Here is a 22,483-nt window from a genome sequence, read left to right as displayed (position 1 = left end):
ATAATAGTGTGAACCAAAGAGGTGTAAGTTTGGAGAGATCTAATATGTTTAGTGACAAAGAAGTCTTTAAAAAAGAGTTTATCGAAACACTAGAATATACAAGTAGTAAAACTCTTGATGAGGCCTCACCGATAAATTTATACAATACACTAGGAACTATGATCCGAAGTTACGTAAGTAAAAATTGGATTAATACAATAAAAACTTATCAGCAATCTGGGGAAAAACAAGTTTATTATTTTTCAATGGAGTTTTTACTTGGAAGACTACTACAATCTAATATGCTTAACTTAAACATATTAAATATTGTAAAAGAAGGTCTTGATGATCTTGGGGTTAATATTGATGCTATCGTTGAACAAGAACATGATGCAGGACTTGGAAACGGTGGTCTTGGACGTTTGGCAGCGTGTTTCTTAGATTCAATTGCATCTCTACAATTACCAGGACATGGTTGTGGAATCCGTTATAAATATGGACTCTTTGAACAAAAGCTGGTTGACGGTTATCAATTGGAATTACCGGACTACTGGTTAAAAGAAGATTATGTGTGGGAAGTACGTCGTACAGACCGTTCCGTTCATGTTCGTTTTGGTGGTCATGTAGAGATGAACCATGATAATGGTGAACTAACGTTTGAACATAAGAACTATGAAACAGTTTTAGCGGTACCGTACGATGTCCCTATTGTAGGTTTTGATAATCATACGGTCAATACGTTACGTTTGTGGAGTGCCGAACCAGTCATTACTGGATACGATATGTATACATCTAATCGGGAGAATTATTATAAATTCCTAAATTATAAACGTTCTATAGAAACTATTTCAGAATTTTTATATCCTGATGATTCTCATTTTGAAGGAAAGAAACTCCGCTTAAAGCAACAATATTTCTTAGTTTCTGCTGGCTTACAAAGTATTCTTCAATCTTATAAACGTAAAGTAAAAGCTAGTTTACGAGATTTACCTGAAAAGATCGTTTTACACATCAATGATACTCATCCAGCCCTTATTGTTCCCGAACTGATGAGAATATTAATTGATGAGGAAGGCTTTAGTTGGGAAGATGCTTGGCGGATCACTACACAAACGTGTGCTTATACTAATCACACAACATTAGTCGAGGCTTTAGAAAAGTGGCCTATAAGTTTATTTAAAGAACTACTTCCACGTATCTACATGATAGTCGAAGAGATTAATGAAAGATTTTGTCGTGATCTTTGGCTCAAGTATCCAGGTGAAAATAATAGAATCTCAGAACTGGCAATTATTGCCGATGAGCAAGTCAGAATGGCCCATTTAGCGATCGTTGGTTCATTTAGCGTAAATGGAGTAGCGAAGCTACACACAGACATATTAAAAGAACGAGAGATGAATAATTTTTATCAAGTATATCCTGAGAAGTTTAATAATAAAACGAATGGAATTACTCATCGTCGTTGGTTAATGAGCGCTAACCCGAAGCTTGCAAGTCATATTACAGACGCAATTGGAACGCGGTGGATTAAGCAACCAAGGGATTTAATTGGATTGTTAAAATATGCCAACGACTCCAGTTTTCAAGAAAAGGTATCGCAAGTTAAACTTGAAAATAAAATTGATCTCGCAAAATATATAAAAGATAAGACCGGCATAGTGGTGGACGAGCATTCCATTTTCGACGTTCAGGTAAAAAGACTTCATGCATATAAACGGCAGCTACTTAATGTATTTCATATTATGGAGCTTTATAATTTATTAAGGGAAAATCCCAACTTAGACATAGTTCCGAGAACATTTATTTTTGGAGCTAAAGCAGCACCAAGTTATTTCTTTGCAAAAAAAATTATTAAGCTCATTAATACTGTTGCTAATGTTGTGAATAACGATCCACATATTCAAGGAAAACTTAAGGTGGTATTCCTTGAAAATTACGGTGTTTCAATCGCAGAAAAAATTATTCCAGCAGCAGATGTAAGTGAGCAAATTTCCACAGCTAGTAAAGAAGCATCAGGTACAGGTAATATGAAATTCATGATGAATGGAGCATTAACGATAGGAACCCTTGACGGTGCTAACGTAGAAATATGTGATATGGTAGGAAGAGACAATATCTTTATTTTTGGGTTAACATCTGAAGAAGTATTAAATTATTATAGTCACGGTGGTTATGTAGCAAGGTCGATTTATAATAATGATCCAAGAGTACGTACAGTCCTTGACCAACTAATGGATGGATTTTGTGGGAATGATAAAGTTGAGTTTAAAGATATTTATTACCATATTCTATCAAACAATGACGAATATTTCGTACTGAAAGACTTTGATAATTATGTAGAAACTCATCAGAAGGTCGATCTAACTTACAGAGATCAAAAGGATTGGTTAAAAAAATCAATTATTAATATTGCCCATTCCGGAAAGTTTTCAAGTGACAGGACAATAGGAGAATATGCTACAGACATTTGGGGAATTAGACCTGTTATAATAAAATAAGAATAAAAATAGCTTAGGGTTTTATTCCCTAAGCTATTTTTATTCTTGAAATCGTCATTTCTTTTACTGTATTTTTACTTAGTTTTCTCTTTCGTTTATGTTATTTTTTAGTTAGTATTATATTAATAAATAGGTTCTAAACCTATTGGAGGGGATTACATGTGGGAGTGGGAGGCAAAAGAAGCAAAGGGAGTATTTGTTATTGTCCATGGTGCTAATGAATATCATGTACGCTATAAATGGTTAATTGAAAAGCTGAATAATAGTGGATTTCACGTAGTTATGGGAGATTTACCAGGACACGGAGTAAATCCCATAAGTCAAGGCCATATTCATTCATTTTCTGAGTATGTTAATACCGTTGAAAAATGGTATGAGCGTTCTGTGCAATTTCATCTACCCATTTTCATACTTGGACATAGTATGGGAGGGTTAGTGGTAATACAAACGATGCTAAAAAAGAAATTTAATGTTTGTGCGGTTATTTTATCCTCACCATGCTTAGGTCTGACTAATCCACCTTCAAGACTAAAACATTGTAGTGCTTATCTCATACATAAAATTCACCCGAAATTTCGACTTCCAACAAATTTAGCAGAAGGTACTCGGTGTAAAGAAATGATACAACGAGATGATAATGATCCTCATCTTGTAAAAAAGGTATCTGTTCGTTGGTATTTCGAATTAACAAATGCAATGGAAAGTAGTCATCATGAAGTTAGTAATTTTCCTAATGTCCCCGTACTTGTCCTACAAGGAGGTAATGATTTGATCGTAGATAAAAGTGCAGTAATTCAGTGGTTCAATCAACTAAAAAATACAGAAAAATATTATAAAGAATGGCCAGGACTTTACCACGAAGTGTTTAATGAACCAGAAAAGGAAAAAGTATTTCGTGTAACAAAGGCATTTACTGAGATGCATTTGAAATAAATTCGGTTGCTTTTTAAGGAGGAAATCAAAGTAAAATGAGTATCCCGAAAAAACCATTATTCATGATGATAAAAATTTATAAAGAAGTATTACCAAGAGTTCATTATTATTTAAATGAGTGGAAAGAAAAAGCAAACAACATTCCTAATCCTGAACTTCGCAAGCAAGCATTAGCAAGTATTGAGACTAAGACATTTCATTGTGAGGGTGGAAGTATTTACGGTCTTTTAGCAGAGGAAGAAATAGATAAAGTCATTCGTTTTATCGTAGCCTATCAAACTATAAGTGATTATTTAGATAATCTATGTGATCGTAGTACCTCATTAGATCCAAATGATTTTGAAGCATTGCATAATTCAATGCTTCATGCATTAACGCCAGGAGCTGTTTTAGAGGATTATTATCGTCATCGAGCAGAAAAAGATGATGGTGGCTATTTACACGAATTAGTTATGGCCTGTCAAGATGTTATTTCTACGTTACCGGCTTATGAGAATATTTATCCATGTAATATAGAACTCGCTAAATATTATTGTGATTTACAAATCCATAAGCATGTGAAAAAAGAAGATAGAGTTCCACGGTTAGAAAAATGGTTTCATAGTCACAAAGATAAATTACCCGGTATGACTTGGTATGAATTTTCCGCATGTGCAGGCTCGACGTTAGGAATTTTTTGTCTAACTTCTTATGCAACAAACCCTAATTTCTCAAAAAAAGATGCAATTTCTGTTAAAGAAAGTTATTTTCCTTGGGTGCAAGGATTGCATATTATGTTAGATTATTTTATCGATCAGGAAGAAGATCGGATAGGTGGCGATTTAAACTTTTGTTTTTACTATGAGGATGAGAAAGAATTACTAAATCGTCTTGAACATTTTGCAGTTGAGGCAGACAAAAGTATTAATAATTTACCACATCAACAATTTCATTACTTCATCAATAAAGGTTTGATGGCTATATATTTAGCCGATGAAAAGGTAAGAAGTCAAAAGCAGGTGAAGGAAATATCGAAACGGTTAATTCGTATTGGTGGTGGCTCTACATTGTTCTTCTTTGTTAATGGATGGATTTACCGAAGATTAAAAAAATAGTAAATTTCCCTCTTCAGTTAGGAAATAAAGATATTCTATGTTCATTATGAATTGACCCGTTTTTTTATTTAAAAGAATGGGTAAGATAATAAAAAAGATGACATGATTCCTAACTGGGGATTTGAGAATATCAATATTACTGATAAGGGGAAATTTACTGATGAAACTTACTCCAGAACAGCGAATAACTTTACACGGATTTAATAATTTAACAAAGTCTCTAAGTTTTAATATGTATGACATTTGTTTTACAAAGACAAAGGAAGATCGGGAAGCTTATATCGCGTACATAGATGAACAATATAGTGCAGATAGTTTAACTAAAACTCTTAGTCATGTTTCAGAAATCATTGGAGCCCATGTATTAAATATTGCTAAACAAGACTACGTTCCACAAGGGGCTAGTGTTACGATGCTTGTGTCTGAGGGGCCTGTTGTAGAAGTGCCTACGGAATCCTATGAAGAATCCCCAGGGCCTTTACCTACTGCCGTTACGATGCAGTTAGATAAAAGTCATATCACTGTTCATACATATCCTGAATACCATCCAAGTGAAGGAATAAGTACATTTAGAGCAGATATCGACGTTGCTACATGTGGAGAAATCTCTCCGTTAAAAGCTTTAAATTATTTAATTCATTCTTTTGAAACGGATGTTATGACAATGGATTACCGCGTTCGTGGTTTTACAAGAGATATTAGTGGTGAGAAATTGTTTATTGATCATGAGATTAATTCAATCCAAAATTACATACCAGATGAAATTAAAAAGCTATATGATATGATTGATGTTAACGTTTATCCAGAAAATATTTTCCATACAAAGTGTAAGTTAAAAAAATTTGACTTAAATAATTACTTATTCGGGTATAAAAAAGAGAAACTAGAGCCAAAAGAAGTAAGGGAAATTGAAGAACGGCTGAAAGCTGAAATGGATGAAATATTTTATGGGAAGAATATGGTTTAAACTCAGATAAATAAGGAAAAAAGAGCGTTCACTTGGTAACGGGTTCCGTTACCTATCGCAAACATTAAAAACGTATTATTAATTGACCGTCAAATTTCATGTTAATTTGACGGTCAATTTTTGTTGATATAAAAGGATTTACTAATAATTTTATACAAAAATTGTCCCTAGACACTAGCCAGAGCTGCTGAAGGCCAAAACTAGGCTGAAATGCATGCGAGTGTCCTTCATAATGTTGCTGAAGGCCAAAACTAGGCTGAAATGCATGCGAGTGTCCTTCATAATGTTGCTGAAGGTCAAAACTAGGCTGAAACGCATGCTAGGTGTCCTTCATAAAGCTGATGAAGGAAAAAATCAGGCTGAAATGCATGCTAAGTGTCCTTCATAAAGCCGATGAAGGCCAAAACTAGGCTGAAACGCATGCTAGGTGTCCTTCATAAAGCTGATGAAGGACAAAATCAGGCTGAAATGCATGCTAAGTGTCCTTCATAAAGCTGCTGAAGGCCAAAACTAGGCTGAAACGCATGCTAGGTGTCCTTCATAAAGCTGATGAAGGACAAAATCAGGCTGAAACGCATGCTAAGTGTCCTTCATAAAGTTGCTGAATGAAGGTCAAAACTAGGCTGAAACGCATGCTAAGTGTCCTTCATAAAGCTGCTGAAGGCCAAAACTAGGCTGAAATGCATGCGAGTGTCCTTCATAATGTTGCTGAAGGTCAAAACTAGGCTGAAACGCATGCTAGGTGTCCTTCATAAAGCTGATGAAGGAAAAAATCAGGCTGAAATGCATGCTAAGTGTCCTTCATAAAGCCGATGAAGGCCAAAACTAGGCTGAAACGCATGCTAGATGTCCTTCATAAAGCCGATGAAGGCCAAAACTAGGCTGAAATGAATGCTAAGTGACCTTCATAAAGCCGATGAAGGATTGCACTAACTAACGCGGCGATACTTCAATCAGATATTCAAAATAGGCTGTTTTCACAAGGGTTGTTTGATTGAATTTTCAGGACTATAGTGGAATGGAGCGGAAGGCACTTGACTCCTTTGGGAAAACGAGGAAAAGTACCTACAATTAAGTATACGAAAACAACCAAAAAAATCTGGGTTGTTCAATCTTTTTATATTAGGATACAAAAAAGCACCGCAAATGCGGTGCAATTAGTTATACGTTTTTGGCTGCACTTATGGTTTTTCGATAGCAAACGGAGCCCGTTATTCACTTGGACGCTCTTTTCATTCGATATTGTAATGAGCTCTTGTTATCTTTTTTCGATAGCAATAATAAAAGGAGGATCATTTTTTTGATTTAAAAATTGATAAGTTAACACGTGAGCTTTTGCTTGATCCATATTTGAGACAAAGTGAAGGAGTTCATCCTTTTCTTTTTTCCCTTCTTTGTGTCCATGGTAAACCACAAGGACAATAATCCCTTCTTTTTTTAACATAGAGAATATGTCACTGATAGCCATTATGGTAGTTTCAGGTATTGTTACAATTTCTTTATCCCCACCAGGTAAGTAACCAAGGTTAAAAATAGCACTAGCAATTTCCCCTTGATGTTGTTCGGGTATAACTGTTTTAACCATTTCATGGCCTTTCTGAAAAAGCGTAACTCGGGAAAGGCAATTATGTTCTGTTAATCGTTGTTTTGTTTTATTTATCGCAGCCTCTTGAATATCAAATCCGTAAACATGACCTAGCTCACCAACAAGGTTTGATAAGTATAACGTGTCGTGTCCATTACCAGTAGTTCCATCGATAACAATATCCCCTTGTTGAACAGCGTTGCTAATGAGCTCTCTTGCAAATGGAAGAACGCCTAGAACTTTCATTATTCTTAACCCCTTTGAAAATATTTACCTTGCCAACTATTGCGTTTTTTTAATTCGGCATCAATAGCATTGAGTACTTCCCACTTGTTTAAACTCCACATAGGACCTATCATTAAATCGCTTGGGCCATCACCTGTCAACCGGTGAACGACCATTTCAGGTGGGAGTACTTCTAGCTGATCACATACAAGGTTAATGTACGTAGGTAAATCCATAAATTCAAGTAATCCTTTTTCGTATTGCTTAACCATCGCAGTTTTTCGTAAAAGGTGAAGTAGATGAATTTTAATTCCTTGAACGTCAAGTTTTGCTACTTCTTTAGCTGTTTCCATCATCATCTCATAATCTTCAAGAGGCAGACCGTTAATAATATGGGAACAAATACGAATGTCGTGCTTTCTTAATTTTTCTACACCATCAACATACGTTTGATAATCATGGGCCCGGTTGATTAAGTCTGCTGTTCGTTGGTGAACGGTTTGTAAACCTAACTCTACCCATAAGTATGTTCGTTTATTTAACTCTCCCAAATACTCAACAACATCGTCTGGAAGACAATCAGGTCTTGTTGCAATAGAGAGTCCTACAACTCCATCTTGTTGTAAAATAACCTCGAACATTTCTCGTAGTTCTTCCACTGGCGCGTACGTGTTTGTATAAGCTTGAAAGTACCCAAGGTATTTACCAGTTGGCCATTTTTTATGCATTTTTTCTTTAATAGTATTGAATTGTGTAACGAGATCATCTTTTCGGTCACCAGCAAAATCTCCGGAGCCTCGCTCACTACAAAATGTACAACCACCACTAGCGACACGTCCGTCACGGTTAGGGCAATCAAATCCTGCATCTAACGGTATTTTAAATATTTTTTCGCCAAATTGTTGGCGAAGATGGAAGTTCCATGAATGGTAGCGTTTGTCTCCAAACATAATAGGTACTTGTTGATCGATAGATTTCATAGTTGTTCCTTTCTTTCGTCATATTTGTTACGACTGTTCAACGTAACTAGATGGTGTCTAAGTGGCGAGAATAATAAATGAAATTCTTTATGTTGTATAGGAAACTCTCTATTATTTTAAATTCAAAACTTTATTTACCGTTTCTTTAATATTTTCTTTACTTACATCATAATGAGTTGTAAATCGAATGGTTTTTGGTCCAAAAGGTACTGCAAGAATTCCTATTTGTTTTAGTGCTTCGATAAATTTGTCTGATCGCTTTCCTGTTTTTGTAATATCAATTAGGACAATATTTGTTTCAACCTTATTAATGACAGAAATAAGGGGGTGTTTGTCCAAACCGTCTGCAAGTATTTTAGCATTCTCGTGGTCAATTGCCAACCGATCAACCATTTCTGTTAGGGCTACAAATCCAGCAGCACCTAGAATACCTACTTGTCTTAATCCGCCACCTAAACGTTTTCTCCATTTTCTTGCTTTTTCTATAAATTCTTTTGGTCCAGCTAAGATTGAACCAACAGGGGCACCTAGACCTTTTGATAAACATATTTGAACAGTGGTCGTGTATTGGGTAAATTCAGTTAACGGTAGATTTAATGCAACGGCACTGTTAAAAAGTCGTGCTCCATCTAAATGAATAGGAATTTTCTTTTCTGTTGCAACATCGAAAAGTTTTTTCATATGACTAGGTGGGATGACAGCCCCACCGGAACGGTTATGAGTATTTTCAAGGCAAATTAGTGTTGTGTCTGGAAAATGAATGTCGTTCGTTCGAATCGCTTCTTCTAATTTTTTTGGATCCAACATTCCGTTTTCCGATTTAATTGTTCTCGGTTGAACGCCAGCAAAGGCTGAGATGGCTCCACCTTCGTAAAAAACAATGTGTGAGTCTTCGTCTAATATAATTTCGTCTCCTTGCCTGCAGTGTGTAAGGACTGCAATTTGATTTCCTTGTGTTCCACTTGTGACAAATAAAGCCGCTTCTTTGCCGAGAATTTTTGCTGCTGTTTCTTCTAACTTAATAATAGTTGGATCTTCACCATAAACGTCATCTCCTACCTCAGCTAGAAACATTGCTTCACGCATTTCTTTTGTGGGTTTAGTAATTGTATCACTTCTTAAATCAATCATTATTTTTCTCCTTAATAAGATTTTTTCAGCATTTTACCATACTTTAATTTTATTATTATATTAGAATTAGAGTTTTAGGATTGAGAAGAGACTAGAAGATTACCATTATAATATACTTTAAAAGGTGAAAAAAGTCAGTTTAATCAAAAGAAAATTTTGAAAATCAGACTGGTTTCAGATAGCTAAAATATATGTCGTTTTCCTAAAAATATCGTTGCGAAATATAATAAAATGACATACAATTCCTTTAGAGAATCGAAATAAGAGAGAGGTAGAGATAAGTATGCCAAAGGCGTTATGGTTACTCATTATCGGAATGGTAATAAATGTGACTGGCGCTTCTTTTTTATGGCCACTAAATACGATTTATATTCATCAAGAATTAGGTAAGTCGCTCAGTATTGCAGGACTAGTCTTAATGGCTAATTCAGGAGCAGGTGTTATCGGTAATTTAATTGGTGGAAGATTGTTCGATCGAATAGGTGGCTATAAAACCATTTTATGTGGAATTTCCATTACAATGGTTAGCGCATTTACATTGGTATTTTTTCATAGTTGGACTTATTATGTTGTTTTATTAATTGGATTAGGTTTAGGTTCAGGGATTACATACCCATCAATGTACGCAATGGCGGGTTCTGTATGGCCTGAAGGGGGGAGAAAGGCATTTAACTCACTTTATGTAGCGCAAAATGTTGGTGTAGCTACTGGTGCGGCTTTAGGTGGTTTAGTTGCTTCCTTTAGATTTGATTATGTTTTTTTAGCAAACGGTATTATGTATATTATTTTCTTTTTTATTGCTTCTTTCGGATTTAAGAATATGAAAGCAGATGTAAGTACGAGAGGACAAACTAGTAGTATATTAGATCAAAGAATGGTAGTTGAGAATAAAGCTAAATTTAAGGCTTTATTAATTCTTTGTGTTGGGTTTATTATTTGTTGGATTGCTTATGTACAGTGGGCCTCAACGATATCTGTTCATACACAAGCACTAGGTATTAGTATTGAACAATATAGTTTAATTTGGACCGTTAACGGAGCTTTAATCGTATTGGGACAACCTCTTATTAGTACTTTAATTAAAAGGTGGTTCCATACTTTAAAGGGACAAATTTATTTTGGTTTAGCTGTATTTATGCTTTCATTTTTTGTTTTGGCACAGGCGGAATTTTTTATCATATTTGTTGTAGCAATGGTTATTTTAACGATAGGAGAAATGTTTGTTTGGCCAGCTGTACCTACGATAGCTCACCAACTAGCACCTAAAGGGAAAGAAGGTTTTTATCAAGGTGTCGTAAATAGTATTGGTACTGGTGGTAGAATGATTGGACCATTTTTTGGTGGGGTAATTGCAGATCTATTTGGTATGCAAGTGTTATTATATAGCTTAATGCTTCTTTTTTCTGTTGGATTTATAAGCACATATTTGTATGATCGCCAACTTAAACCAACTGTTGAAGAGGAGATTATGATTGCACACAAATCATAGGGACCGTGCTGATACAAGTGGATTCAAGAGAGTGTGAGTAGCACCGTACACAACTGAAGAGAATCGTCCAAAAAACGTAGCGGACGAGCAGAAATTTAGTGTAATGGCGCACCACCGAAGTGGAATGATCAAAAATTAAGTGTGAAGGCACACTACCGGTTAACCACTATAATGATGTAAAAACCTTTCCATTGTTTAAAGTGAAAAAAATTTGTCAATAATTTTAATATTATCTTGACAATCAATCGACAAATTAATACAATACAAATTATGATGTTAAATTAAATAACAAAAGTGAAAAACAGTGATGAGGAGTAGTAGTGGAAACTCATGTTACAGAGAATTGACGGGTGGTGCAAGTCAATCATAGAGATCCTCGAACTCGCCTATTAGTTGCAAGAGTGAATCTTAGTAGTTCTTGTCGTCAACCGCGTTAAGGTGTTAAAGAAGTGAGTGTATCCAACACTAATTTGGGTGGTACCGCGGGAATAATTATGCTTATTAACCTCTCGTCCCTAACGATTACGTTAGTGGTGGGAGGTTTTTTATACTATAATTAAAAATTTTTATATTAGAATGGTGTTTAGCTCAGTTACCTTAGGTTGACTACTACAATTTAAGTAATGACCTTAATCACATCATGTAATTCTTCTTGGATACGCTTTATAAACCTTTCTATTGAGGAAGTGTGCTAAGAAACTATACATACTATTAGACTAGAAGCGCTTTTACTTTTTACATTTATGACCAAGGCAAAGCACTTGCTTTTTCTTGGTATAATGCTTTATTGATGTATTAATCGATTTTAATAACTTAAGTTATTTAGCACGTCTTATTATTTTTAATACTAAAATTTTTGAATTTTAAGTATTAACTACGTAGGCATGTTATTAATGAAAAAACTCTACAATTAACCTATTCTAATTAAAATGAGAAAATTAAGGAGGTAGTAAAATGTCATTTTCACATCAAGAGATAGAGAAAAAGTGGCAAAATCTTTGGGAAGAGAACAAAACGTACAAAACAGAAGAAGATGAAACAAAAGAAAAATTTTATGCACTAGATATGTTTCCGTATCCATCTGGAGCAGGACTTCACGTAGGACATCCTGAAGGATATACAGCTACAGATATCCTATCTAGAATGAAAAGAATGCAAGGCTATAACGTGCTTCATCCAATGGGGTGGGATGCTTTCGGTTTACCAGCAGAGCAATTTGCACTAGATACAGGGAAACACCCAAATGAGTTTACACAAACAAATATTGATAATTTCCGACGTCAAATTAAATCATTAGGATTTTCTTATGATTGGGATCGTGAAGTGAATACAACTGACCCTAATTATTATAAATGGACGCAATGGATTTTTCTTCAGTTATTTAATAAAGGACTAGCTTATGTAGATGAGGTGCCTGTAAACTGGTGCCCTGCATTAGGGACAGTTCTTGCAAACGAAGAAGTTATTGATGGGAAAAGTGAGCGTGGTGGGCATCCAGTCGAACGACGCCCGATGAAGCAGTGGATGTTAAAAATCACGGCATATGCTGATCGTTTGTTAGAAGATTTAGAGGAACTTGATTGGCCTGAAAGCATTAAAGATATGCAGCGCAACTGGATTGGTCGATCTGAAGGTGCGGAAATAAATTTTGCAATAGAGGATCCTGATCAGGAATTTACAGTTTTTACAACGAGACCTGATACGTTGTTTGGAGCAACATATGCAGTTTTTGCCCCAGAACATAAATTAGTAGACCAAATTACAACTACGGAACAAAAAGATGAAGTTGAAGCATATAAAAAGAAAGTTTCAACAAAAAGCGACTTAGAGCGAACTGAGCTTTCGAAAGAAAAAACAGGTGTTTTTACAGGGGCGTATGCGATTAATCCTGTAAATGGTGCTAAGTTACCGATTTGGATTGCTGACTACGTATTATCTACATATGGTTCAGGAGCGATCATGGCCGTTCCAGCACATGATGAACGTGATTATGAATTTGCACGTACGTTTGACCTACCAATTATCGAGGTTGTTTCTGGTGGAAATGTAGAAGAAGAAGCCTTTACAGGAGATGGAACTCTTGTAAATTCCGATTTCTTAAATGGATTAAATAAAAAACAAGCGATTGGAAAAATGATCGAATGGCTTGAAGCGGAATGTAAAGGAACGAAGAAAGTAACGTATCGCTTGCGGGACTGGTTATTTAGCCGCCAACGTTATTGGGGGGAGCCTATTCCAGTTATTCATCTAGAAGATGGTACGATGAAGGCAGTTCCAGAAAGTGAACTTCCATTAGTTCTACCGGAAATGGATGAAATTAAACCATCAGGAACTGGAGAGTCTCCACTAGCAAATGCTAAAGATTGGTTGCATGTAATAGATCCAGAAACAGGGTTGAAAGGTCGCCGTGAAACGAATACAATGCCGCAATGGGCAGGAAGCTGTTGGTATTATCTTCGTTTTATTGACCCACATAATACAGAAGCTTTAGCTGATCCAGAAAAATTAAAAAAATGGCTCCCAATCGACATTTATATTGGTGGCGCTGAGCATGCAGTTCTTCATCTTCTTTATGCGCGTTTTTGGCACAAAGTTCTTTACGATATTGGGGTTGTCCCTACCAAAGAACCATTTCAAAAGCTGTATAACCAAGGTATGATTTTAGGTGAAAATAACGAAAAAATGAGTAAGTCAAAAGGAAATGTTGTCAATCCAGATGATATTGTTTCAAGTCATGGTGCTGACACACTTCGTTTATATGAAATGTTCATGGGACCACTAGATGCTTCAATTGCTTGGAGTGAAAATGGCTTGGATGGTGCAAGACGTTTCTTAGATAGAATTTGGCGACTATTTATTACGGATGAAGGAAAATTGAATCCGGCAATTAGTGATGTCGAAGGATCTGAAAGTTTCCAACGTATGTATCACCAAACGGTGAAAAAAGTTTCTGATGACTTCGCTGGTTTACGATTTAACGTAGGAATTTCACAACTTATGGTATTTATTAACGATGCTTATAAGCAAAAAGAATTGCCGAAACCTTTAATGGAAGGCTTTGTGAAACTCCTTTCTCCAGTAGCGCCACATCTTGGTGAAGAACTATGGGAGAAATTAGGGTATACTTCCACAATCAGTTATGAGTCTTGGCCAACATATGACGAGAATATGCTTGTAGAAGCGGAAATTGAAATCGTTGTTCAAGTAAATGGAAAATTAAAAGCCAAGATCTCTATTCCAAAAGATGCTAGCCGAGAAGATATGGAGCAATTAGCTAAGAACGATGAGAAAATTCAAGAAGAACTTGAAGGAAAAACAATTCGTAAAGTCATTGCAGTACCTAATAAGCTTGTCAATTTTGTCGCCAACTAATAGAAAGCCGACTACCACTTTTGGTAGTCGGTTTTCATGTTTTTCAAGTATGTCAATTTTTACGGTATGCGTATTCTAAACTACTTTCTGCAGCTCCTTTGCCAGCTGTATAGCCAGTAGAAAAGGCAACTGTTATATTATAGCCACCGGTATACCCATGGATATCTAACACTTCTCCACAAAAAAATAGTCCGTTCATAAGTTTTGATTCCATTGTTTTCGGATTTACTTCTTTAACAGAAACGCCACCGCCAGTTACAAAAGCTTTTTCTAATGGTAACGTTCCATTGACCGAAAAGGTGAAGCCTTTTATTAACTTAGACAATTGACGAAGCGCATCGTTCGAAACATTAGCAAATGTTGAGTTACCATCAATCTCAGTTTTTTCTAAGTAAAAGTGAAGTAAGCGTTCTGGAATATATCCTTTTAAACTGTTTTTAATCGATTTTTTTTCTGATTGTTTAGCAATTGCATTAATTTCTTGAAAGATATCTTCCGCTGATTTTTGAGGAAAAAGGTCAAGACTCATGTTAATGTAATCAGCAGAAAATTTCTTCAACGCTTTCACCACATATTGGCTACAGCGTAGTGAAATTGGTCCAGATATACCGAAGTGAGTAAAGATCATGTCACCGTCGTGATGGATGATTGTTTTGCCTTTAGGGTTAATCACAGACAAACGAACGTCACGTAAAGACAAACCTTGTAACAGTTTATTTTTAATAAAAATTTCGTTTGAAGTTATTGGAACTTCAGTGGGGAAGAGGTCAGTTATCGTGTGTCCGGCTTTACGAGCCCACGGATAGCCGTCACCAGTGCTTCCTGTATGAGGTACACTTTTCCCACCAACAGCGATAATTACAGACTTTGTTGAAAGTATCTTACCATTGTTTAACTTTATCGCAATTACTCTTCCATCTTCATAAAGAACATCTTTTACTGGTGTGTTTGTATATATTTTGACCTTTAAATTTCGTAATTTTTCTAATAAACTTTCCACCACCGTACTCGCTTTGTCACTTACTGGAAACATTCGACCTCGGTCTTCTTCTTTTAATTTAATCCCTAGCTTTTCGAAAAAATTTATAATATCTTCATTGTTAAAGACAGAAAAAGGACTATACATAAATCGTCCATTCCCTGGTATATGTGCTATTAGTTCTTTTTCATCCATCCGGTTTGTTACATTACAGCGTCCCCCACCAGAAATAGCGAGCTTACGACCAAGTTTATCTCCTTTATCTACCAGGAGAACTTTTGCTCCATGTTTACTAGCAGAAATTGCAGCCATAAGACCAGATGGCCCACCACCAATTACTACCACATCATACATACGTATACACCTACTTATTCATTCAAATTAACTTACGTATTATAACATAGTATTGGCCATGTTATAGGAGTTCAAAAGTGATTTTTTATTAAAAATTCCATTGACACAGAGTTGTCTTCAATATAATTTCAATATTGTGTGTGATAATGATTATTAGTTTTATTAGAGTTACTCGGGTCTGTTTTAGATATTACATGTCATCATAGAGTGATATAATATAAGAATTTAAATTAGGTTAGGAGATATTTTATGCATAAAGAAACTTTAAGTTCTACAACGAATTTTACTTGGAAACAATATTTGGCACTAGTAGTTCCGATAACACTGGCAGCTGTGACAACACCACTGTTAGGAGCTGTCGATACAGCGGTGGTAGGTCGGATGCCCGATCCCTCATATATAGGTGGGGTTGCGATCGGAACATTAATTTTTAATACAATTTATTGGTTACTAGGATTTTTAAAAGTAGGGACCTCTGGATTTACTGCTCAAGCTAGTGGTAACCAAAATCAACAAGAATTAATTTCAGCTTTTATTCGACCAGCATTTTTGGCGATATGCTTTGGGGTTTTGTTCATTCTTTTACAAATTCCAATAGAAAAGGCAGCCTTTCTACTGATCGAATCAACACCATTAGTAGAGAGAATGGCATCAGATTACTTTTCGATTCGAATTTGGGGAGCACCGTTTGCTTTATTAAATTACTGTATTTTAGGGTGGTTAATAGGTTCTTCAAGAGTAAAGGTTTCACTAACATTACAGTTGTATATGAATATAAGTAATATTATCCTAAGTATTTTACTTGTTCTCGTATTTCAATTTGGCGTTAAAGGAGTAGCGTTTGCAACACTATTTTCTGAAGTTAGTACTGTTATCATTGGTTTAGTCCTATTAAAAAGGCTAAATGTTTTTTCTTTATCTTATTTAAAATCAGGTGCATTTTTTGATAAAGCAAAATTTATGACAATGTTAAAAATGAACCGTGATTTATTTATTCGTACCGTTTGTTTGCTAACTGTATTTGGCTTTTTTACTGCTAGAGGTTCAGCAATGGGAGTGGAAATTTTGGCTGCTAATGCTATTTTATTTCAAATCCATTATTTAATAGCCTATATGTATGACGGACTTGCAGGTGCAAATAGTATTTTAACAGGGAAAGCAATCGGCCAACAAAATTATCTCCTATTTAAACAAACGAAGAAAATGTCGTTTGTATGGGGTATTGCCTTGTCGACATCTATGTTTCTTCTTCTCTTAATATTTAGAGACCCGTTGTTATTTCTTTTTACTTCATTAGATAGTTTGAAGGAACTCACGGTAAATTATTATTTCTGGATTTTACTTTATCCATTTGTTACTTTTTGGGGATTGTTGTTATATGGAATGTTCACAGGAGCTACGGAAGGGGTACCGATCCGAAATTCAACAATATTAGCATTGCTATTATTTTTTCTTGTATTTACAGTGAGCTTCCCTTCCATGCAAAACCATGGTTTATGGCTTTCATTTTTATCCTTTAGTTTGGGACGCACTCTATTTTTAGGTGCTTACACCTCGCGCTTACATGCTAAGTTAAAGAGGGTTTGTGAAGCTGCATAGTATTTTAGAGATGAATTAATTAATAAACCCATTGCTTATTTAAGCAATGGGTTTAATTGTATTTAATCTACATTTTTTTTTTGTGAAGTAAGTGTCTCATTATTCATTAATATAAAGTTAACGATTCGCAACGATTTTAAACTTATATTCGTCACTTTTAAAGAACAATTCGCTATATTCAAATACTTCACCGGTTTGTAATGTTGACCATAATTTTACTTTTAGAATTGGGATAGCTTCTTTCAAATTTAGTAGGCTTGTTATAGTTTCATCTGGGATGATTGGAATAATTTCTTGGAAACTTTGTTTTATTTTCCAATTTTTGTTCTTTTCAATAAATTTATATTTAGAAGCTTGCATGACATCATATGAGAGATCAGGAAATAGTTTTACGGGCATGTAAGTATTTTCTAAGACAAGTGGAACATCGTCAACGTACCTTAGTCGACTAATATAAAATGTTTGATCTCCTTCCTCTAAGCCTAAGATGTCCATTATTGAATTGGTCGGTACCTTCATTTCGTAGCTTAATATTTTGTTAATCGTTTTCTTGTTTAACATTGACATTTCTTCGGTAAACCCTTGGAGCCTGAAAATATCATGCTCTATTTTTTTTTCCTTTACATAGGTTCCACTACCTTGTACTTTTTCTAGTAATTCTTGGCTAACTAGTAAATCAATGGCTTGTCTAATAGTGACACGACTAACATTATACGATTCAGCAAGTTTATTTTCTGATGGGATGGCATCTCCGGAAGTTATGCTACCTTCTAATATTTCTTTTTTTAATTTCTTTGCTATTTGCTTATACAGTGGTGAAGAATTCACTAAGTAGCTCCCTCCTTAAATTAAACTTTTTATTAGTATCATACATTATTTATACACAAGTTCAAAATTTTTCTCAAGAAATTCATTGACTGAATCAGAAAATTGTATTAAAGTTATATTAACTTAAACAAAACAAATATAATACAACTTTGCAAACGCATTAAAACTTAGGAGGATGAACATGAAAAAACAAAATTTAGTAGTTGTTGGAGCAGGTAGTACGTATACACCGGGTATGATTATGAGCTTAATTGAGGAAAAGGAAAATTTCCCATTAAAAAGCATTACATTCTATGATATAAACGTAGAAAGACAAGAGAAAGTAGCTAAAGCTTGTGAAATTATCTTAAAAGAAAAATATCCAGAGCTTGAGTCGTTCCATTACACAACTAGTAAAGAAGAAGCTTTCACAGATGTTGATTTTGCTTTCGTACAAATTCGTACAGGTGGACTAGCTATGCGTGAGAAAGATGAGCAAATTCCATTAAGCCATGGTTGTGTTGGTCAAGAAACATGTGGACCAGGTGGAATGGGGTACGGTCTACGCTCAATTGGTGATATGATCCAGCTTGTTAAAGAAATTCGTCAATATTCTCCGGAAGCATGGATTTTAAATTATACAAATCCAGCGGCCATTGTTGCTGAAGCATTACGTAGAGCTTTCCCAGAAGATAAGAAGATCCTTAACATTTGTGACATGCCAGCTGCGATTATGGTTAGTTATGCTAGCATCTTAAAGAAAGAAATTTGGGACCTTGTTCCAGAATACTTCGGTTTAAACCACTTTGGTTGGTTTACGAAAATGTATGATAAAGAAGGAAATGACTTAACAGATGAAATTAAAAACCACATCTTAAATAAAGGGTTTTTACCTGAAGATTCTGAGATTGTTAATGATCCATCTTGGATTAAGACGTTTAAACAAGTGAAAACAATGGTAACAGATTTCCCAGAATATTTACCAAATACGTATTTACAATACTACTTGTATCCAAGTGATATGGTAAGTAAAGAAGACGTATCTAATACAAGAGCTAGACAAGTTATTAATGGTCGTGAGCAACGTGTACATGAATTATGTGATGGGATTATTGCGAATGGTACAACTGAAGGTGCTCATTTAGAAGTTGACATTCACGGTTGCTACATGATCCGTGTTGCTGCATCTTTAGCTTACAATAACGGTGATATCTTTATTGTAATCGTTGAGAACAATGGTATTATTTCAAATCTTCAAGATGATGCAATGGTTGAAGTTCCAGCAATGCTTACAAACCGTGGACCAAAGCCATTTGCAGTTGGAAAAATCCCAACATTCTACAAAGGAATGATCGAAGGTCAACTTGCATACGAAAAACTTGTTGTCGATGCTTACTTTGAAAATGACTATAACAAAGCGTTACAAGCATTAACGTTAAACCGTACGGTTGTGGATGCGCCTGTAGCAAGAAAAATTCTTGATGATCTTATCGCTGCCAATGAGAACTACTGGCCTGAATTAAAAAAAGATCGCAAAGAAACAACGGATAATAAAGACCTTACATTAGTGTAAGAAACAAGCTCTCTTCTTGTCATGCCCAAGAAGAGAGCAACCTAATTTTTTTATAAAAAACAATGAAAGCGTTTAAGAAAGGGGAAACAAAATGAAAATCGATTTTAGTAGTCTTCAAAAGTTTGGAAAAGCCTTAATGGTTCCAGTTGCTTTACTACCGGCTGCCGGAATTTTGTTAGGTATTGGTGCTGCTTTAACTGGTCCATTGGCTCAAAATGTACAATTTTTACAAAATCCAGTAGTTGCTCAAATAAGTGCTGGTATGTTACAAGTTGGGATTAGCTTGTTTGTTAACCTACCGATTATTTTTGCACTAGGTATTGCCATTGGTTTAACAGGTGGTTCGGGTATTGCTGCACTTGCTGCCTTACTTGGTTACCTTATTATGAACACAACGATTTCATTTGTCTTAGGAATCACACCAGAAATGGCTGCAACAAGTGGCGAATATGGAATGGCGTTAGGTATTCCGACACTTGAAACAGGGGTTCTCGGTGGTATAGTCGTTGGATTTTTAGCCGTTTACATGTATAGAAGGTTCCACAAATTCCAGCCACCAGAAATGCTTGGTTTCTTTGCAGGTGACCGTTCTGTCGGTATTTTCATGGTATTTGCTTCTATTATTCTAGCGTTTGCGATGATGATCATTTGGCCACCAATTCAAAGTGGAATTAATGCTGTTGCAAACATTATCGCTACTGATGCAACAAATCCAGCTTATGTTGGTTTGTATGGTGCGCTTGAACGTTTACTGATCCCAACTGGTCTTCACCATATCTGGTATGCACCATTTTTATGGACAGGCTTAGGTGGTACGACTGAGGTTGCAGGTCAACTAGTTTCAGGTGACCAATATATTTTCTTAGCACAAATTGCTGCTGGTGTTGAAGTAACAGCAGGTCGCTTTATGGCAGGGAAATTCCCAATTATTATGTTTGGTTTATTAGGAGCAGCGCTTGCAATGTATAAGCGTGCTGACGCTGATAAAAAGCCAGTTGTTAAAGGTATGTTAATTGCAGCAGCAGGTACGGCATTTTTAACTGGTATTACTGAACCAATTGAATTTACGTTCTTATTTGTTGCACCGTTCTTATATGTATTTCATTCATTATTAACAGGTATTTCGTATGCACTTACGTACATGCTAGACGTTCACCTTGGATGGGCAGGTGGATCAGGATTTATCGATTATATTCTTGTTAACGTTCTGCCAGGTACACCAAATTGGTGGATGAACATTGTTTTAGGAGCTATATTCTTTGCAGTTTACTATTTCTCGTTTAGCTTTGTTATCAAAAAATGGGATATCGCTACACCTGGTCGTGGTGGTCAAGAAGTAAAATTATTCACTAGAAAAGACTATAATGCGAAAAAAGATGGTTCAAAATCAACTAAGCAAGAGAAAAATAGAGAAATTGCCCTGCATACAATTGTTGCCTTAGGTGGTCCTGATAACCTTGTTCATGTAGATGCTTGTTTCACTCGCTTAAGAGTAGAAGTTCGTAAAATTGAACTTGTTGATGAGAATTTATTAAAACAACTTGGTGCTGCAGGTGTTGTGAAAATAAAAAATAACATCCAAGCAATTTTTGGAGGAAATTCTGATCTTTATAAAAATGAAATTAATGAATTACTTCAATCACCGGATTTACAAGAAGAGCTTAATCAATTAACTGAAGAAGTGGCTTCAACAACAGAAATACAAGAAGAAGTAAAACAAAAGTCATCTTTTCAAGCTGATGAGATAGCGATTCCAATTAAAGGGAAATTATTACCTATCACTGATGTTCCAGATGCGGTCTTCTCAGAGAAAATGATGGGGGATGGATTTGCGATCGAACCAAAGGACGGAACAATTGTTTCTCCTGTTAAAGGAAAGATTCTGAATATTTTCCCAACAAAACATGCCATTGGTATTCAATCTGATAGTGGATTAGAATTGTTAATTCATGTAGGCCTAGATACTGTCAAACTAGATGGTAAAGGCTTCGAATTACTTGTTGAAGAAGGCCAAGAAGTGAAGCAAGGTCAAGAACTATTAAAAGTAGATCTTGACTACATCAAAGAGCATGCAACTTCAACTGTGACTCCAATTGTTTTTATGAATTTAAATGAAAACCAAATGGTTGTCGTAGAACAAAGTGGTTTTGTTGAGATAAATGAAAAAGACAAGATTAGTATAAAAGACGTTGAACAAAAAGGGTCATAATCAAATACGGGTGTCTGACACCGAAAATGGACAAAATGCTAATATGTCTTTCTGGTACGGACACATTTAAAAAAGCTATCGCATTGCGATAGCTTTTTTGCTGATAGGCAAGGTGTTGTCTCTAGCAATCTTAGAAAGAAGGGATACACGGAAAGAAACCATTCTTGATCATTGTAGGTTAACTAACAACCTGCTAAAATAAATGACAGAAATAAATAAGGCAATACAATTTACATAGGAGTTGAGTGTGATGTTGACGAGGATGACAATACAAACAAATAAGAGAGATGATATAATTGAAATTACAAATCAGGTAAGAGATTATATAAAATCGCAAAAAATCAATGATGGGGTAATTGTCGTCTATTGTCCTCACACAACAGCGGCCATAACAATTAATGAAAATGCTGATCCTGATGTAGTTCACGATATGAATTTTCGGCTTGATGAGATGGTTCCATTGCAACATCAGCGTGATCTTCACGGCGAAGGGAATTCAGCCGCTCATGTAAAGGCTAGTATGTTTGGTGCTTCAGAAACAATAATTGTATATAATGGTGAGTTGTTACTTGGAATATGGCAGGGGATATATTTTTGCGAATTCGATGGGCCGCGAACAAGGAATTACTTTATTAAGACAATGTAAAATAATCGTGGTCGATATACAACGATTAAATATCTTTACTAGTTCCAAATTTAAACTATTTAA

General features: G+C 35.4%; 15 protein-coding genes and 1 other annotated feature. Of the genes, 10 read left to right on the top strand and 5 right to left on the bottom strand.

Annotated elements, in window-relative coordinates:
- The first annotated feature begins 44 nt into the window (after positions 1–44).
- From BKP37_RS13685 to speD, 4 genes are all read left to right on the top strand, one after another.
- Positions 45–2,477, top strand: a complete 2,433-nt coding sequence (locus BKP37_RS13685) for a glycogen/starch/alpha-glucan phosphorylase (protein WP_071310275.1) — start codon at positions 45–47, stop codon at positions 2,475–2,477.
- A 159-nt stretch (positions 2,478–2,636) separates the two neighbouring features.
- On the top strand, positions 2,637–3,410 hold the full coding sequence (locus BKP37_RS13680; protein ID WP_071310167.1) for an alpha/beta fold hydrolase: 774 nt from the start codon (positions 2,637–2,639) through the stop codon (positions 3,408–3,410).
- A gap of 35 nt (positions 3,411–3,445) precedes the next feature.
- Positions 3,446–4,504: a tetraprenyl-beta-curcumene synthase family protein gene (locus tag BKP37_RS13675; protein ID WP_071310166.1), complete on the top strand. Its 1,059-nt coding sequence runs from the start codon at positions 3,446–3,448 to the stop codon at positions 4,502–4,504.
- A gap of 160 nt (positions 4,505–4,664) precedes the next feature.
- Positions 4,665–5,471 carry an adenosylmethionine decarboxylase gene (gene speD, locus BKP37_RS13670; RefSeq protein ID WP_071310165.1) on the top strand — a complete coding sequence of 269 codons (807 nt, stop codon included), beginning with the start codon at positions 4,665–4,667 and terminating at the stop codon, positions 5,469–5,471.
- Positions 5,472–6,729: 1,258 nt separating this feature from the next.
- Here speD and mnmM read toward each other — a convergent pair.
- The 3 genes from mnmM to ltaE form a co-directional block, all read right to left on the bottom strand.
- The gene (mnmM, locus tag BKP37_RS13665; RefSeq protein ID WP_071310164.1) at positions 6,730–7,302 is read right to left on the bottom strand and encodes a tRNA 5-(aminomethyl)-2-thiouridylate-methyltransferase MnmM; all 573 of its coding nucleotides are present in this window, start codon (positions 7,300–7,302) and stop codon (positions 6,730–6,732) included.
- 5 nt (positions 7,303–7,307) lie between these two features.
- Entirely contained in the window at positions 7,308–8,261 is a 954-nt protein-coding gene (gene mnmL, locus BKP37_RS13660) for a tRNA modification radical SAM protein MnmL/YtqA (RefSeq protein ID WP_139193133.1), read from the bottom strand.
- A 111-nt stretch (positions 8,262–8,372) separates the two neighbouring features.
- The gene (gene ltaE / locus BKP37_RS13655) at positions 8,373–9,392 is read right to left on the bottom strand and encodes a low-specificity L-threonine aldolase (RefSeq protein WP_071310163.1); all 1,020 of its coding nucleotides are present in this window, start codon (positions 9,390–9,392) and stop codon (positions 8,373–8,375) included.
- A 283-nt stretch (positions 9,393–9,675) separates the two neighbouring features.
- Here ltaE and BKP37_RS13650 point away from each other — a divergent pair, with 283 nt between their 5' ends.
- Both BKP37_RS13650 and leuS read left to right on the top strand, forming a co-directional pair.
- Positions 9,676–10,881 carry an MDR family MFS transporter gene (locus BKP37_RS13650; protein WP_071310162.1) on the top strand — a complete coding sequence of 402 codons (1,206 nt, stop codon included), beginning with the start codon at positions 9,676–9,678 and terminating at the stop codon, positions 10,879–10,881.
- A 295-nt stretch (positions 10,882–11,176) separates the two neighbouring features.
- Positions 11,177–11,401 (top strand) — a binding site (T-box leader).
- 434 nt (positions 11,402–11,835) lie between these two features.
- Positions 11,836–14,253: a leucine--tRNA ligase gene (leuS, locus tag BKP37_RS13645; protein WP_071310161.1), complete on the top strand. Its 2,418-nt coding sequence runs from the start codon at positions 11,836–11,838 to the stop codon at positions 14,251–14,253.
- A gap of 52 nt (positions 14,254–14,305) precedes the next feature.
- Here leuS and BKP37_RS13640 read toward each other — a convergent pair whose 3' ends face one another.
- Positions 14,306–15,586 (bottom strand): BaiN/RdsA family NAD(P)/FAD-dependent oxidoreductase, encoded by a 1,281-nt coding sequence (locus BKP37_RS13640; RefSeq protein WP_071310160.1) that lies wholly within the window; start codon positions 15,584–15,586, stop codon positions 14,306–14,308.
- Positions 15,587–15,835: 249 nt separating this feature from the next.
- Between BKP37_RS13640 and BKP37_RS13635 the strand changes: the two genes are divergently transcribed.
- Positions 15,836–17,185, top strand: a complete 1,350-nt coding sequence (locus BKP37_RS13635; protein WP_071310159.1) for an MATE family efflux transporter — start codon at positions 15,836–15,838, stop codon at positions 17,183–17,185.
- Positions 17,186–17,302: 117 nt separating this feature from the next.
- Here the strand turns inward: BKP37_RS13635 and BKP37_RS20800 are convergent, their stop codons facing one another.
- A complete protein-coding gene (locus tag BKP37_RS20800) occupies positions 17,303–18,013 on the bottom strand; it encodes a GntR family transcriptional regulator (RefSeq protein WP_071310158.1) in 711 nt (236 codons plus the stop codon).
- Positions 18,014–18,194: 181 nt separating this feature from the next.
- On the opposite strand from BKP37_RS20800, the gene BKP37_RS13625 reads away from it, so the two are divergent.
- The 3 genes from BKP37_RS13625 to BKP37_RS13615 all read left to right on the top strand — a co-directional run bounded on the left by BKP37_RS13625 (position 18,195) and on the right by BKP37_RS13615 (position 22,420).
- Positions 18,195–19,565, top strand: coding sequence for a 6-phospho-alpha-glucosidase (locus BKP37_RS13625; protein ID WP_071310157.1), 1,371 nt, complete (start codon positions 18,195–18,197; stop codon positions 19,563–19,565).
- 91 nt (positions 19,566–19,656) lie between these two features.
- On the top strand, positions 19,657–21,774 hold the full coding sequence (locus BKP37_RS13620; protein ID WP_071310156.1) for a PTS sugar transporter subunit IIABC: 2,118 nt from the start codon (positions 19,657–19,659) through the stop codon (positions 21,772–21,774).
- A gap of 250 nt (positions 21,775–22,024) precedes the next feature.
- A complete protein-coding gene (locus BKP37_RS13615) occupies positions 22,025–22,420 on the top strand; it encodes a secondary thiamine-phosphate synthase enzyme YjbQ (protein ID WP_071310155.1) in 396 nt (131 codons plus the stop codon).
- The last annotated feature ends 63 nt before the right edge of the window (positions 22,421–22,483 follow it).

This window comes from Anaerobacillus alkalilacustris, assembly GCF_001866005.1.
GTDB classification, from domain to species: domain Bacteria; phylum Bacillota; class Bacilli; order Bacillales; family Anaerobacillaceae; genus Anaerobacillus; species Anaerobacillus alkalilacustris.
Note: the sequence above shows the minus strand (reverse complement) of the source record. Positions and strands in the feature narration are given on the sequence as shown.

Bases quoted from the DNA above. Each gene is read 5' to 3' on its own strand.
- BKP37_RS13650 (WP_071310162.1), top strand. From the start codon at position 9,676: ATGCCAAAGGCGTTATGGTTACTCATTATCGGAATGGTAATAAATGTG.
- mnmM (WP_071310164.1), bottom strand. From the start codon at position 7,302: ATGAAAGTTCTAGGCGTTCTTCCATTTGCAAGAGAGCTCATTAGCAAC.
- BKP37_RS13620 (WP_071310156.1), top strand. From the start codon at position 19,657: ATGAAAATCGATTTTAGTAGTCTTCAAAAGTTTGGAAAAGCCTTAATG.
- BKP37_RS13635 (WP_071310159.1), top strand. From the start codon at position 15,836: ATGCATAAAGAAACTTTAAGTTCTACAACGAATTTTACTTGGAAACAA.
- ltaE (WP_071310163.1), bottom strand. From the start codon at position 9,392: ATGATTGATTTAAGAAGTGATACAATTACTAAACCCACAAAAGAAATG.
- BKP37_RS13675 (WP_071310166.1), top strand. From the start codon at position 3,446: ATGAGTATCCCGAAAAAACCATTATTCATGATGATAAAAATTTATAAA.
- leuS (WP_071310161.1), top strand. From the start codon at position 11,836: ATGTCATTTTCACATCAAGAGATAGAGAAAAAGTGGCAAAATCTTTGG.
- BKP37_RS13615 (WP_071310155.1), top strand. From the start codon at position 22,025: ATGTTGACGAGGATGACAATACAAACAAATAAGAGAGATGATATAATT.
- BKP37_RS13685 (WP_071310275.1), top strand. From the start codon at position 45: ATGTTTAGTGACAAAGAAGTCTTTAAAAAAGAGTTTATCGAAACACTA.
- mnmL (WP_139193133.1), bottom strand. From the start codon at position 8,261: ATGAAATCTATCGATCAACAAGTACCTATTATGTTTGGAGACAAACGC.
- BKP37_RS13625 (WP_071310157.1), top strand. From the start codon at position 18,195: ATGAAAAAACAAAATTTAGTAGTTGTTGGAGCAGGTAGTACGTATACA.
- BKP37_RS13640 (WP_071310160.1), bottom strand. From the start codon at position 15,586: ATGTATGATGTGGTAGTAATTGGTGGTGGGCCATCTGGTCTTATGGCT.
- speD (WP_071310165.1), top strand. From the start codon at position 4,665: ATGAAACTTACTCCAGAACAGCGAATAACTTTACACGGATTTAATAAT.
- BKP37_RS13680 (WP_071310167.1), top strand. From the start codon at position 2,637: ATGTGGGAGTGGGAGGCAAAAGAAGCAAAGGGAGTATTTGTTATTGTC.